This is a genomic window from Vibrio sp. 1874 (genome assembly GCF_033344395.1).
In the GTDB taxonomy this organism is placed as follows: Bacteria; Pseudomonadota; Gammaproteobacteria; order Enterobacterales; family Vibrionaceae; genus Vibrio; species Vibrio alginolyticus.
Genome location: NZ_JAWPOR010000004.1, coordinates 112562 through 127658, shown reverse-complemented (window position 1 = coordinate 127658; position 15097 = coordinate 112562). Strand labels below are relative to the sequence as shown.

The 15097-nt window shown below is 37.4% G+C and carries 11 protein-coding genes; 8 read left to right on the top strand and 3 right to left on the bottom strand.

Annotation, left to right across the window (positions count from 1 at the left end; genetic code table 11):
- Positions 1–20: 20 nt before the first annotated feature.
- A complete protein-coding gene (locus tag R8N46_RS10465; RefSeq protein WP_258508714.1) occupies positions 21–155 on the bottom strand; it encodes a hypothetical protein in 135 nt (44 codons plus the stop codon).
- A 1315-nt stretch (positions 156–1470) separates the two neighbouring features.
- Entirely contained in the window at positions 1471–3699 is a 2229-nt protein-coding gene (locus R8N46_RS10460; protein ID WP_318098457.1) for an AAA family ATPase, read from the bottom strand.
- Between the two features lie 374 nt (positions 3700–4073).
- On the opposite strand from R8N46_RS10460, the gene R8N46_RS10455 reads away from it, so the two are divergent.
- The 6 genes from R8N46_RS10455 (at position 4074) to R8N46_RS10430 (ending at position 12417) form a co-directional block, all read left to right on the top strand.
- On the top strand, positions 4074–6554 hold the full coding sequence (locus R8N46_RS10455) for a hypothetical protein (protein WP_318098458.1): 2481 nt from the start codon (positions 4074–4076) through the stop codon (positions 6552–6554).
- On the top strand, positions 6551–9055 hold the full coding sequence (rdrB, locus tag R8N46_RS10450; RefSeq protein WP_318098459.1) for an antiviral RADAR system adenosine deaminase RdrB: 2505 nt from the start codon (positions 6551–6553) through the stop codon (positions 9053–9055). The genes R8N46_RS10455 and rdrB overlap by 4 nt, the downstream gene beginning before the upstream one ends.
- A 529-nt stretch (positions 9056–9584) precedes the next feature.
- Positions 9585–9947 (top strand): hypothetical protein, encoded by a 363-nt coding sequence (locus R8N46_RS10445; RefSeq protein WP_101944944.1) that lies wholly within the window; start codon positions 9585–9587, stop codon positions 9945–9947.
- Between the two features lie 17 nt (positions 9948–9964).
- Complete coding sequence (locus R8N46_RS10440; RefSeq protein WP_101944945.1) at positions 9965–10516, top strand: hypothetical protein; 552 nt, start codon at positions 9965–9967, stop codon at positions 10514–10516.
- Entirely contained in the window at positions 10503–10739 is a 237-nt protein-coding gene (locus tag R8N46_RS10435) for an ABC-three component system middle component 6 (protein ID WP_101944946.1), read from the top strand. The genes R8N46_RS10440 and R8N46_RS10435 overlap by 14 nt, the downstream gene beginning before the upstream one ends.
- Positions 10726–12417, top strand: a complete 1692-nt coding sequence (locus tag R8N46_RS10430; protein ID WP_101944947.1) for a DUF2326 domain-containing protein — start codon at positions 10726–10728, stop codon at positions 12415–12417. The genes R8N46_RS10435 and R8N46_RS10430 overlap by 14 nt, the downstream gene beginning before the upstream one ends.
- A gap of 404 nt (positions 12418–12821) precedes the next feature.
- On the opposite strand, the gene R8N46_RS10425 is transcribed toward R8N46_RS10430, so the two are convergent.
- The gene (locus tag R8N46_RS10425; protein WP_053304185.1) at positions 12822–13745 is read right to left on the bottom strand and encodes a histone deacetylase; all 924 of its coding nucleotides are present in this window, start codon (positions 13743–13745) and stop codon (positions 12822–12824) included.
- A gap of 271 nt (positions 13746–14016) precedes the next feature.
- Here R8N46_RS10425 and R8N46_RS10420 point away from each other — a divergent pair, with 271 nt between their 5' ends.
- Together R8N46_RS10420 and R8N46_RS10415 are read left to right on the top strand one after the other, a co-directional pair.
- Positions 14017–14706 (top strand): SDR family oxidoreductase, encoded by a 690-nt coding sequence (locus R8N46_RS10420; RefSeq protein WP_017635826.1) that lies wholly within the window; start codon positions 14017–14019, stop codon positions 14704–14706.
- 183 nt (positions 14707–14889) lie between these two features.
- Positions 14890–15096, top strand: a complete 207-nt coding sequence (locus tag R8N46_RS10415) for a hypothetical protein (protein ID WP_005380717.1) — start codon at positions 14890–14892, stop codon at positions 15094–15096.
- Position 15097 lies beyond the last annotated feature (1 nt).

Genomic DNA, 15097 nt, shown 5'->3' with positions numbered 1-15097 from the left:
TTCCTCCAAACCAAAATAATTTAAGGTTTTTCAATGATTAAATTTCTTAAATCATTTTCAGAAATCATATCCATGATAAACATAATATTTAGAGGTACATTTGGTTTGAGACAAATTTCAATTATTAAATCTTCAGTGTTAGTTTGGCGTTTCATAAACCCACCTGAATTTAGTGATGATTAAAGTAACAACCAAATTAAAATTCATTATTAATATTTTTCAAGGTTACAACTATATGTTTATCTATTTATAAGTCATGATTTATTCTTTACTTTTAATTCAATAAAATAAATTTTAAATGAATACATTTTTTAATATAATTTTAAATTAATTAAAAAATCAAAAATATCATTTACTTATAAATAACAAACAAAAAATAAAAACCAACAAATAAATAAACCCTCTAAATTTTAATATTACAAATTTAAATATTAACAGATGTTTTAATTATCAATTGTTCTCAAAAAAAATGATAGACAAGCTAGTTATCCGCCTCATTAAACGAAGAAAACATTGGAATTTTATCGTGTAGTGTGGTGAACAGATATGCTATTGCATATGATTTAGCATTTATTACCATGATAGCGCATTCGTCAACTATTATTTTCAATTTAGTTTACCCCCACTAGGGGGTAAACTAATTTCTACCCCCTAGTGGGGGTAAAGCTCGATTCTAACGTTGACTGTATTTAGAGCAAATAAAATATTATTTAGAAACATATGTTAAGAATTTTCACATGCTTTCAAGTGTTTATTTAGAATGACCTGAAACTAAGTTTTAGTGTCTAAGTTTTAGTGTCTAAGTTCTAGTCACGTCATGGTTGCCATGTTCAGAGACACAAAATCAATAAATGTTCCCCATGCTTTAAGAAAGCCTAATTAAAGTATATGAGATGTTAAAGTCATTAAGTAGACAATAAAGTCCACTATTGTTCCCTTTAATGGTTACTTATTAGGTTAGCGGTTATGGATATTAAAACAGTACTGAAATATTGCACAGATTTGATAGGTAATAGATTTATGTTTGCAGAAACGCGAGGGATATTCCTATTGTACTCTTGTAGGATTAAGTAACTGTTTATCTCGAAATGTCAAATTCGGAGTGTTAAAAAGACCATGTAGTGGAATTTACTACCGCCTTAACAAATAACTCTTTAGATTGTCTTACAGAGATTGAGATTGATGCATGGAATCTTTTTAACGATGAAGAACAGAGGATGTCTGATCATAACGGGATATATAAACTTATTTTGATTAGGTCTAGTCTAATCAGAACTGACAGGACCCCTTTGGAGAGTTCTGTTCTGACTCATTTGTTCCCCTTTATGAGTTTGATATTGGGCAATTAGTCAATATTTGCATTGGCAAAAATTATCAACAAACCTTTACGGTTTGGCCAGTGTGTCTTGCCCATTTTAAAGCCGCCCACATTAGTTTTGGTGGCTTTCTAACGGGAGATATAGTTATCAACTAAGCATAATATGCATCGTAGTGTGGTTTGTCATTCGTACGAATTGCTTCATCAATGATGTCCCAAACACCTTGCAATTGTGCTTGTAGGGCATCAGGTAGCTCTACTCCAAAAGAGATAGATTGTGCATGGCTACGATCATTTATGAACTCATACAAAGTTGTAGCTTTAGCAGAAGAATTTTCTATCCCTGTTAATAAATGCCTTTCTAAGAAACTATTGTTATTTGCTCTGAATGGCTTATTGAATCGAAAAGTAAAATAGACCTCTAATATTTTTCGTACATATGCTTGAACTGATACAGCATCAAATCGCTCTGGGTTTCGTACGGCTTCTTTTATCTTAGCTATTAAGTAGGCGTATTCAGATTTGTGGTCTTTTAATTTTTTAGGTAATTGCTCTACCATTGAAGCATTCTGCTTTCGGTTTACTAAGTAGAACTCAGCTCGTTTAGGTTTGACAACCTCACCATCACGTTTAACCAGTTTGTAGTAATCAAACCATGTCTTCACCAAGTTGAAGAATTCGAAGTTATGCGTTGATATAAACAACTGATCAACTTTTTCATGATTCAGTTTGTCTTTAATAATCCCAAGTACATTGTAAATGTGGTTCGAATCTAAACTACAAATCGGATCATCCAAGTACACTATCGGCTTCGTGTCTCTCAAAGATTCATCTTCCAGTTCAGTGATAAAATATGCGAATGCTATAGCCGTTCGTTCACCATCAGATAGGTGCTTTGCTGGTCGCCCTTCACGCACGAACTGGTAGGTTTCACCAATAGGTTGGATCTCAATGTCAGTCTTACCGAAATACAACCGAAGGTTATCATTCAGATTATCAGCCCCTTGCTTAACATTGCGAAGTTCAGCCTTGATCTCCCTTGCTCGGGTATTCAAGCGGGTAATTTCAGTCTGGGTGGCTTGGTACTCATCATTGAACGCTTTAATTTGTTTTATCGCTTCTGGATGATCGTATTCACTAGTTTCAACATAAACATAGTGGCGTTTAATTGCATCACGCGCTTTGGTTTGTTCGGCTCCATGCTGTAATGAACGGCGATTATGCTCTTTTATTGACCCATTTAACATCCACATTAATTTTGACACATCAGGCATTGGATAATCTGATGGTGAAAATGGAACAACTTCTTCCATACGTTCACGCTTATCTTCCAAGGCTTCAATAAGTGAATTCTTAATACCAGTAACTCGTTCATCTAGAGGCTGAATTTGCTCAATAAGTAAATCATAGTCTTGCTGTAAGTCTGAATATAGGTTGGTTGCTTTAGGAGTAGAATGCTTTAATTTAATGTCTTGTACTTGCTTGATCGTGTGGTTAATTTTTTTTGATAAATTTTTGTAGGAATCAGAAAAATACGCATTAAGTTCGTCAATACGTAATTGTTTCAAAGGGTTTTTACAGAAGTGGCATTTCTCTGGTTCGTGATGATGTTTCAGACCATCTTCAACCCATTTACGAAGAGAAGCATTGGCTTCAAGTTCTTCGATAGTTGTACGGGTTACAGATTCCACCAGAATAGATTCTATTTTTCCCAATAACGTCGTTATATCAGGGATGCTGATGGATGCAGGAGGCACAGTATCTGCTTGCTTGGAACGTGCAGTATCCATCAGTTGGTCAAGTTCTTTGTCTGTCTTTAAGTCTTCAGCTGTAACTTGCGTCAATAAGGAGGTAACGCCTGTACGTGTAAAAGTAGAACCGCCTAAAACGTTCAAGGCACTGACCACCTGACCAACCGTTTTCAGTCGATTATCTTTTTCAGCCTGTTTATCGTCGGCAAACTTTTTATGCTGATCGCGTTCTAATTCTTTGGCTGGAGCATCAACTTCTTCTATGCGTTTTAACTCTGCTTCCAATTCGATATTAGGTTCACCAACTATCAATACTGGATTCACGCTTGAATCAATAAAGTTAACGTTGTCCTTAATGTAATCAGAATTAAAGACACGAAGATTTTTGATAGGGTCTAATGCTGCACTTGATACCGATACACCGTCATTACGCTCAACAGTAAAAGTGGCACCTGCAAAATCTTCATGAAGGTGTCCTTGCTGCATGGCTCTGAAGATACGTGATAATGTCGTTTTACCTGAATAGTTAAAGCCGTATATAAGGTTAAACTGTAGGAATGGCTGACCTGCATTCATTTTGGTGTCTTTGAAGATACCGAAGTTCTTTATTGACTTTATACTCTTAAACATCAAGTTATCCCGACTAAAACAATCGGAATACTATACCAGTTTCATTGTTCTATCTATGTGATTTGGACGTGATATTCCCTTGAGATTCTAGGCAGTTTTCGATACATCAAATAATGCAAGTTATTATAATTTCTAAAATTCGTAACTTACACTTGTCCACATTCGTGTCAGGCCAATCGGTTCTGGCACGTTCATACCTCAAAGTGACTTAGCGTCACTTTTTTCTCATCAAATCAACTCGTTACTTGCCTAAATTTTGATAATGAATCAGTATGTATTTAGTTTGGTATCCTACTGATATTGTTGGGGACTACACCGCATTGCACGATGGTGCGTTGAGTTGGATTAAAGGTTTAAAGAAGTAGGTGTAAAAAATGTCAGACTTTTTATTAGATTTAGATAAACCCGAATATGATGATTTGTTTATTACATCTACTAATGAGCGAGAGCTGTGGCAGCGCGATGCGATGCATTCTTTGGTAGATAAGCTAACGATTAACTTAGAGGCAGCTAAGAAGTACTGTAAGCAGAGACAAAAAGATCGAAAGAAGACTAATCTATCACATAACTCAATTTTCCTAACTGGTGAACGTGGCTCAGGTAAAACGGTATTTATACGTAATGTAGAGCCAATATGGCAACATAAAGCAGAGAAGAGCTTAGTAAATGACATCGGCTTTTTGGATGTTATCGATCCAACCATGCTGATGAATAATGACAGCTTTGCTAACGTAGTGGTTGCCGAGATTTACCGAAAAATTGAGGAGCATTGTTCAGATCACAATATAAACTCTACAGAACGTACAAGTTTCTACAACGCTCTCAAGTCATTGTCAGAATCTCTTGGAAAACAAGAGGAGTTTAACGGCTACTCTGGTGTGGACAAAATTCTGCGTTATAACTCGGGTATTCAAGTAGAGAAAAACTTCCATCGTTATGTTGAAGAAGCTATTAAAATACTCTCTTGTTCTGCACTGGTTTTACCCATTGATGATGTTGATATGTCATTGCAGAATGCACATGAAGTTATTGATGATGTAAGGAGATTATTGGGTTGCCCCTATATCATCCCAATTGTTAGTGGTGACGTTGCTCTTTATCAGCAGATGATTAATGTTGATTTTGATCATCGTGCTTACAAAAAGTACTCTAATAACAAATTACAAAAGTCAGGGGTTGAGCTTGCAAAAGATCTATCTGATGAGTATTTAAAAAAAGTTTTCCCTGCTCAAATGCGTTTACCATTAAATAATTTAATACGAATTATTAATGGGCTAAATGTTAAAGAAAATGGTGAAGAAAAAAACTTCTCGGAATACTTGGAAGGTTTCTATCAGAAATTTTATTTTCTACTTCATCGTCAGCAAAAATCAAATGAGCTACCTGTTCCTGAAACCGCAAGGGATTTAACACAATTGGTTCGTTCTTTTTCGTTAGGATATTTAGGTGAAAAAGATGAATTTTTATTGTGGTCGAGATATCTTTCTTATAGTGAGGTAAAGAAAGATGCGGAAGGCTATGTAAATGCATTATCTTACTTGAGAGCTTATAGTCGTCGTAATTCAGAAACATTCTCGCTAAAAGAACTTCCAATATTTAATCCAGCCTTACAATTGAATAATGTTTATTCATGGGCTGAGAAAGATATTTATTCAACTCAAAGAGAAGCTGCTGATAGGATTAGTGCTGCTGAAAATAATATATTTATTGAACGTAAGATTTCAGATTCAGATAGAACCTTAACTTCGATGCCTCCCTATGATTATCATAGTTACCGATTTTATATATTCAACAACATAATAGAGAATGAAACTAATCCCAATGCTTATTTGTTGGATATTTATACTAGTAATAATTATTACTCTACATTGGCTAATACTGCTCCAATATTATTCGTAGGTCGAGCTTTTGAATTGATAGTGCTGTCATTTATTTCTAATGGAATAAACCTTTCGTCTCAAATTGCACGAATCATGAATGATGTACCCATGCATAGTGTTTTTTCTTTAAATAGCACAAAGCATATAGGGTCATTAAAATCTGACGATCCTATAGTTGATAGTGATGATATAGAACTGGATGATAATAAAAAAACATCTAGGTGGCTTTCAGTTGCTATTAAAAAATGGCATTCTGATAACAACGATTTTTTCGATAAGATAGATCAGCTAAGTCTATTGCCAATATTTGCAAAGATGTTCAACCAAGTTTTTACTCAGATTAGTCTTCTAAAAACTAAAGTGACTAACGAGAAGTATAAGGATGAACACCTTAGTGATTTCGCTTGCCGATTTGAATATATAGTTAATAACGCTGCATTGATTCAGATGAATGATGTTAAAGTAGTTTTAGCTAATACAGCACAAACAGATAATTATACAACACTCAGAAATAATGAAGTCTTTTCTAGAGTAGATAAAACAATTACAAGAAATATTTCAGAAGTTAAGAATAGTGAGCACAAAAACTCGGCTTTGGCCAATTTGTTTTACAACGCACTGTCAACGCATCCAATCTTTCAGATAAACGTTTCAAAGAGCGACAATAATCAAACTATCCGAAAACCAAGTTATAGACTACCTTGGAAAGAAAAGAAACAAACGCCTAAGCAAGCTACTGAAGAATTCAATATGTTAATTGATAAAGCAATTACCTCAGCAAAGAGTTATTCTCATAGCAATAGGTTTAATGTGGACGATTTCACTAATTGGTTTAATAGCGATTATAATGTGGCGTTTAAGATGGCAAAAGAAGTAGTGAGATTAATTGATAATAATCCAGATATAGAGCCAAAAAGAAGTACGAATAGAGGTAAAGCATTAAATATAATGCGTCACTATGTGTATACATCATGATTAAACTATCTTTAAAACTCGCAGCCTATGCTTCGTATCTAAGCTCTGATAGGGCTATTCAACATAAACAAAGTGCTGTGCTATCAAAACACTTTGATTATCATTTTATTAAAGACTATCAGTCTCTGTTTGAAGATCCGTTACGTGATGACGATATTAAAGCGGTTTACAGTTGGCTTGAGCTTGACTATTTAACTGTTCAGCAAGTCTTATCACAACTTGCTGGCTATTTTCTAGAGTGGCAAGGTGATAGATTTGAAGTGAAGCCAGAGCATTTAGACGAATGGCTTACGTTTTTATCATTGATTGATTGTAGCTGGGTGATTGCACAGGCTTATGTTGACCTCATAGTGAAACATGATATTTCAGCACAAAATATTTCGGATGCAATAGCCAAGCAGCAATGTCCTGTGGCGTTGCATAAAAAACCTGTAAGAAAGAAGTTCGCAGATAACCATATCCATTTAGGAGGGCATGGTCACACAGGTAATTCACTGATTAATTTTGCGTTATTTTTTGAAAAATCTGAGGGGAAAGTTTACTGGCCTAAAAGATCCGAATACTCAGCTTTTGAAAGTGGCAAGCTGAATAAAGATGACTTGCCTTACTGGGTGAACAACTTAGGTAATAAGCTTTGTCAGTCACTTTTTGAACGCTCTGCTGATAACAGTGCTATTCTGCTAGACTCAACGCTAATTGCAAATAGACAAGAAGGAGTAGCTTTCTTACAAACAAGTAATATTGATACACCTGCACAAAAACTTGCCAAGAATGCAATCTCTCGAACAGATGATAATGCAACTGCTTGGATTGAATTTTGTGTAGCACTATTACTTGATAAAGGCGTTGAAGAACACTTATTGCTAGATCAGTTTGTACGTCTCTCCAATATCTTTCGCAATTACATGATTGTATCGGGCGTAGGGCTGACACAATTTGTCGATTTCTTTAGATTTAGATCTCGGAAGGGCTTTAACTCCGATCATACTGTGCAGTTTGCAAGACAATCCCTCTGTGCTGATATGAATAATACGGTTCGTGAGTTTAGGGTTGGACCCAATGTTCTTCTTAACTCCAGGCAATTGGTAAAAGCAAGACCTGATGTACGGAAGTTACTAGAGCAACTGTATAGCGATAATTCGGCTGGCAACGCACATTTTGTCATTCACTTTACTAGATCTGGAAAGCGCGAAGATAAGCGTCAAAAAGATATTCGGGAACAGCTTCATAAGATGGCTAGAGCACTGATGTCATTTATGGGATCAGTTAGTCATGCAGATAGCACTTTCATGGGGCTAGATAGTGGAAACAGCTTAAGCTTTGATCTGCGAAAAGCTATACGAGGTTTTGATGTGGCAGGAAATGAAAACCATCTGCCAATCGAGGTGTTCGCTCCTACATTGCGTGTCTTAAGATCTGCCAAGTTTTCTAGCCAAGGGATGTTTGGTACACGTATTGAAAGACCTTTCCTTACAGTACACGCAGGTGAAGACTTTAGTCACCTTTTAACTGGCTTACGAAATATAGATGAAGCTGTGGTTTTCTGTGATTTCCAACAAGGAGATCGTATTGGCCATGCTCTAGCTTTAGGTGTAGCCCCACGGCAATGGTTAAAACGTCAGCAAACCGCTTACCTACCAGTAGGGGAACACCTAGATAACCTAATGTGGGCGCACCAAAGAGCAATAGAGGTGCTACAACTAAGCTCTCAATTTGCAGGTGTATTGCCACTACTTGAACAAAAGATCCAATTTTGGAGCAAGATCATTTATGGCAAAAGTCAGTCGCCTTTCGACCTCTACAAAGCTTGGTTGCTTAGAATGAACTGCCCTTTAAATGTGGATTTTGGAGTCGATGAAAAAGGTAATGAAGTATTAAAGGCTCATTCTTTGAATGAGGACTGGATATTAGATAAAGATAACTTAGATACAACACATTCACCAGAGCAGAAAGAGCTGTGGAGTCAGTATCTATTTTCGAATGAGAAAAAAGAAATCAATTACACAAGAACTGTCGCTGTATGTTCAGAAGTAAAAGGAAGCGATACTTTTGGTGAAAAACAAGGGCAACTTTTTGACTCTATCTCAGAAGTTGAAATCAAGCTTTATGAAGCGATCCAAGATATTTTAATGGAGCGTTACGCTGTAAAAGGGATCATTCTAGAAGTTTGCCCAACTTCGAACATTTATATAGGCCGATTTAAAGACTATCACGAGCATCCTATTTATCGCTGGCATCCACCAGAGGAAGCTTGGTTGGAGAAAGGTGGTAAGTTCAATAGCTATGGTTTGCGCAGTGGCTCTGTCCCAGTGTGTATTAATACGGATGACAGTGCTTTGATGCCAACTACGATTCGCAACGAACACCGAGTTTTAAAAGAGGCCGCAGTTAATCATTTCGGCGTGGGTGTTAATAAAGCGGAAGATTGGATTGACCGTATACGGCAAAAGGGCGTTGAAGTGTTTGAAGAAAACCATTTGGATTGGGTCAATATGTGGTAAAAAGCGTTAAAGTTGGTGCGAACTTCTCCAATTTTTTACCAACCTGAGCTAACCCGAACGAACACAATACCACTAGAAATTGTCCAATGATTTTTCAGAATCGGCACCGCGCGATGTGGTGCTATTCGGTTATTTGGGGACTAAAAGTTATCGAATACTTAAATTGTTCCGAAAGACATGGCTCTCCTTTATCAAAAAATGCTTCACTGTTTTCCAAATAGTCAAATGCGTTTTTAATACGATAACTTCTTTGTGCACGCTATCAAGCTTACCCGTATATCTAACTGCAATCACGACTTCGATTATGGAACTAAATCAGGTAGCACGAGTTTACGTTCTAGAACTCGTTGATTGAATGAACGAAGAGCGCCTACCTGTTATCAATTGAGGGCAACGAAAGTACTCAGATACTTTTGATGTCTCAACTAACTACTTCTTAGATATTAATAAACTAAACACCTTTATGTGGAACAAAGTGTATATGAACTGTACAATGCCCAGTTCATATGTCTAGAAGTCGAGATAAGAAATGGAAGAATTTTGGAGACTGTTTGGCAGCCCCGTTTTTGTAGCTATCGCCTGGGTTTGTACTGTTGTTAGTTGTATATATGCTTTTATTCAAAAGAGCAATGTGGCCAAGATTACACAGAAATTCGATGACTTAAACATATCTCATAATGTTCTAAAGGTCGAAAACAGTACGCTTCAACAAAAATTTGAATCATTGGAAGTTTCATACAATACCTTGCAAGTTAAAAACACGTCTCTTGAACAGAAGATCGTGGAAATCGAAAAGAACGATATTCGTGATAACTATCAAGAAGTGCATCAAAATGGTCAAAACAACTTCAACCAAGGCGTAATAAAAGGCGACTTTATTTACAATAAATAAGAGTCATAGGCTTGTCTATGTGTGAAACAAGATTTGACATTCAAAATGTCGAAGGAGACTTCTACAACATTGAGTCTCCAGAAAACAATGTTGACTCTATTATCAACGTTATCATTGGTGATATAGCATCGGCACGAGTGAAAATAGACAGAAGTGATAGGTCTTTTCCCGCTAACGTTGCTAAAAAAATCGACCATAACATGCTTAAAACTAAGCGTCGTATTGTCTTGCAGTACAAATCATACTCTTCTCATATCGAAAGAGCCTACACTCTCGCAGAACAAAACATAATTAATGGAAAACAAACAGCAATGGAATTGCTGAATGGCATGTACTGCAATTCACTGGAGAAGTATGACATTGATTCTTTTGAGCCTGACATAGAGCAAGTACGACAACACGCTGACGACATCATAAGCGATGTAATCAAACAGCTAAGAAAGTTCGTTTATAGCTCAGCCAATGTAACTCAATATAAAGAACAAGTGGAAATTGGCCTAAACGTTGTCGTTGCACATGGCTTTGTAGAATGTTGTGTATTGGAGAGTCCTAACAATGTTACCAACTAAAGGATCTCACCCTGAGATGAATGTGCTCTACATTGGTGGCTTTATCTTGAACAAACTTAATGAGCGCAAAAGAAAACGTATGACGATAACTCAACTAATGAAAGTTGGTACTAAAGAGCTTTCGGTGTCTGTAGACCACATAATTCTGGCGCTGGATTGGCTGTATATCATTTCTGCTATTGGCTACGATAGCAAAGAGGTTTTTATCAATGAAGCTACTTAGATTTCTCTTAGAGATCGACGGTGTAGAAACACGAGAGATACCGTTTTTAGACAACTTAAACATCATTACAAGCCAAAAGAAGTCTGATGCACCTGGTAACAGCGTAGGCAAGTCAACTTTAGGACGAATCCTTGATTACTTGTTTGATGGCTCTATTAGCCCAATTTACATTGATGATGAGTTTCAAACGCCAAAACAGGAGATTGAACAGCTTTTCACCAATAGTGAAGTATACGTGTCTCTCGAATATCTTGGTCTAGACAATCAGTACAGCGTAATCAAACGTAGACTTTCTACGGATACCAACCTGCAAAACTACATTTTGAATGGGCGCGAAGTAACAAGTAAAGAATACATTGCCCACATTATGGGTAGTGTTTTCAACGTCTACTCTACTAAACCAACTATCAGAAAACTTGCTCCAAAGTTTTTTAGAACAACACAACACCGTATGACAAAGACTGTTAATTTTGACAACGGTAGGAACACTTCTAAGTCTGACATTAATACTGTTTTTCTTTATCTATTCAACTTTGATGACACCGAAATTCTTTCCAAAGTCCACAAGCTAAAGACCACAATCAAGAGTTATGAAAGAAATCTAAAAGCGTTCAATAGTGTCATTTCTCAAGATAAGATTGTTGGTTCAGTATCCAAAATAAAGAAAGATATTACTAAATTAGAAAAATCTTTATTATCATCCGAGAAAGGTATCGACAAGCTAGAGATCATTTCTAAAATTAACAGGATTGATGACGAACAAAACTCATTGTCTGATGAGATTCTTTCATTAGATTTGAAAATCAAAAACATCTATAAAACCAATGAAATACTAAAGACCAATGAGCAGCATCATTTGCTTGATGAGCTGAGATCAATCTATGAGTATGCATCGGTAAAAATAGAATCTACTCTTGATGATTATGAACAAGCACTCTCCTTCCATAACCATCTTTTGAATACCAAACGAGAGTTTGTTTCCCTGGGGCTAGATAAGCTGCAACAAAAGCATGAACAAGCAACTATCAAGTTTGGTCAACTGAAAAATCAGAAACAGATGCTTTTTGATGATCTTAAGTCAAAAAAGAAAATAGAAGAGATATCAGACACGATGAAGGAAATCGGTGCACTTGATAAAGAGTTAGCCAAACTAACAGCGATCATCGAGAAAAAAAATGATATTGATTCGAAACTGATACTTGAGAAACAAAGATTAGCTGAGTTGGCTAGTGAGTTGGAAACAGAACTGAGCAATGTAACCTCATTTGAAGAAAAATATATCGAAAACTTCAAAGTCTACACTCGTGATTTCTATGGTGTTGAGTACAACTTTAGTCTTCACCTAGACCAAGAAAAAGGTGAATGTTCCCCACATGTTGACGATGTAGAATCAAACAATGAGGGTGGATTGAAGAGACTCGAAGTTGTAACGTTTGATCTAGCATACATCAAGACAGTTTGTGATATGCAAGCATTGAGGCCTAACTTTGTACTACACGATTCCATTGATGAAATCGACATACAACACGTTCGTAAAATGTTTGATGAATCAATTCAACTCTCGGGACAACATATTGTCTCAATGCTGTCTGATAAGCTAGAACAAGAAGATTATCTTAAGTATAAACAGCACATCATCATGGAGCTATCTCAAGACAATAAGTTCTTTAAACTCTAAGCTCAAAACACTACCAAAACAGGTTCCTGTTTTGGTAGTTTATCGTCCTGTTCCATGAAGTGCTATATAGGCTTAACATAACCCAAAGCATCTCAGATTTCGGCAGGCTCATATTCTAAGAGTCGTCTTATCCAGTTTGTTTTGTATTACAATAAACTATGTAAATACAGTAAGTTGCCAGTTCCCATATTCGTCCCACTCTCTCCGCCACATTTAGAAAAAGCCCGCTAAGAAATTAGCGGGCTTTTTCGCATCTCCAGACTTAAAAAGATTTGTACAAATCACTTACCACTTCTTGAACGCAACTAAGCACTCCGCCACACTCCGAAAGAACCCACAAAAAATTAATGCCCTTTTCGTTCGTTCCAGTGTTGAATCAATTTGATATTTACATCTAGTTGTATCTACTCATCAATAAAGACTTCTTTAGCGGCATTGATAAGCTGCAAATGGATTGGGACGAGGTCAGCATGATTCGTTCGATATCCACCTCCAACGACAGCTGCGACAGGGATACCTCGAGATTTCACTGTTTGCATTAAAAATCTATCACGTTCTAAAATCCCTTGAGTCGACACATCAAAATATCCAAGCTCATCGTCTTGATGTATATCGACACCAGCATCGTAGATAACTAAATCAGGGCGATGAAGATTAAGTGCCATATCGACCACTTCTTTAAACGCCATTAAAAAATCCTCATCACCTGTCCCTCGCACCAAAGGCACATCGAGGTCAGACTGAGGCTTCCTCGCTGGGAAGTTTTTATCACAGTGGAAAGAAAGCGTGATGATATCTGGCTCATCGTCACATAAAGTTGCTGTTCCATCCCCATGGTGAACATCACTATCAATGATCAATACTTTATCGACATGCTCGACTTCGAGCGCTTGCCTGGCCGCGATCACTAAGTCATTAAATAAACAAAAACCACTGCCAAACTCTTTGTGTGCGTGGTGATACCCACCACTCAAATGAATGGCCACACCGTACTCAAGTGCCTTTTTTGCGGTCAGAGCCGTGCCCGCTGCTGAAGTTAGCGTTCTGGTAATGAGAGACTCACTCCAAGGAAAACCTATTCGGCGCATCTTCGCAGCTGGCATGTTTCCACTAACAAGTAACTCGACGTATTCCTCGTCATGAACACGTTTTACTTCCCCAACAGTTAATGCTTCGGGCTGGAAAAACTGCGCGTGCTCTTTCCAGTTATCTTTCTCTATATGCACCAATACCGATTCATAGAGGTACTGGTATTTCATAATTGGGTAACGATGCCCCTCTGGCAACTCAAGTTGAGAATAAATCGGGTGGTAGATAAATGGCAGCATGAGAAATTCTTAATAACAATGGTAACGAAATAGTATCAACTTCAAGGGTTGAATAAAACGCAATTTAATTGATAATAATTTTCAATATCAATTAAATTTAATATACATATGAATTCTACTTTCTTTGCTATTCTCGGCGCACTGTTTGGCTCTCTTTGTGCTCTGTCCCTATTTTCATCTCTTGTTGTTGGTGCGTGGTGGTTGGTTGATTTTATTGTGCTTAGCTAACACAATGACTTTCAACTGAAATCAAAAAAACATAGGTGTTTGTATGAGTCAAACCGTCTTTATTACCGGAGCAAATCGCGGCATTGGCCTTAGCTTAACTGAGCTGTACCTGAAGCAAGGCCACCAAGTACATGCTACTAGCCGTTCCTTAGAGAACAGTTCAGAACTACAAACTCTAGCCTCACAATTCAGTAATTTGGTTTTGCACGAACTGGATGTCACTCACTACGAACAAGTCGCTAAGCTTGCCGATAAACTCCCTGCCATCGACTTACTCATCAATAATGCAGGATATTACGGCCCCAAGGGATATGGCTTTGGAAACACTGACGTAGAAGAATGGCGTAAAGCCTTCGAAGTAAACACCATTGCACCGTTAAAACTGGTTGAGCACTGTTACCCTCGCTTACAACAAGGCAAGATAAAAAAGATTGCTTGTATCTCATCAAAAGTGGGGAGCATGACCGAAAATACGTCCGGTGGCGGTTATATTTATCGCTCATCGAAAGCGGCGCTTAACTCGGTTGTGAAAAGCTTAAGTAATGATTTAACACCTGAAGGATTTACCGTTTTAGCGCTTCACCCTGGTTGGGTAAAAACGGCGATGGGCGGGCCAAATGCTTTGATAGATACGCAAACCTCCGCGCAAGGCCTAGCGAACGTGATAGAGCTGAGCACACCGCAGCTTTCAGGTCGATTTATTAACTACGATGGTACTGAGTTACCTTGGTAGCAGCATTAAGACACAACCATCACTAAACCAAATACCATCAAAGCCAGGCTTCATAATCGTGACTTGGTTGGCAAACATAATGTTCATCAGTGATCCACCAGCATAATTCACGCAATCTAACTTGAATTTATCTACATCCAATCCAGACTTAGGAAAAAGTAGAACAAATAAGGAGAAAGCACGATGGCAGCAGATAGGGATTTGGTTAATTTTAGCGAAGAGCACGAACTAAATTACTGCTTGAGAAGTGCTGGTAAACGCCAAACTCAAGCGAATCGAGATACATTAGTTGACTTGGGCAACCAGGTGAAAGAGGTACTGGACAAACGCGTGTTAACTCAAGGTGAAGTAAGAGGCGCGATCCAAAACCACGGTGACCTGTTCGAGTAAT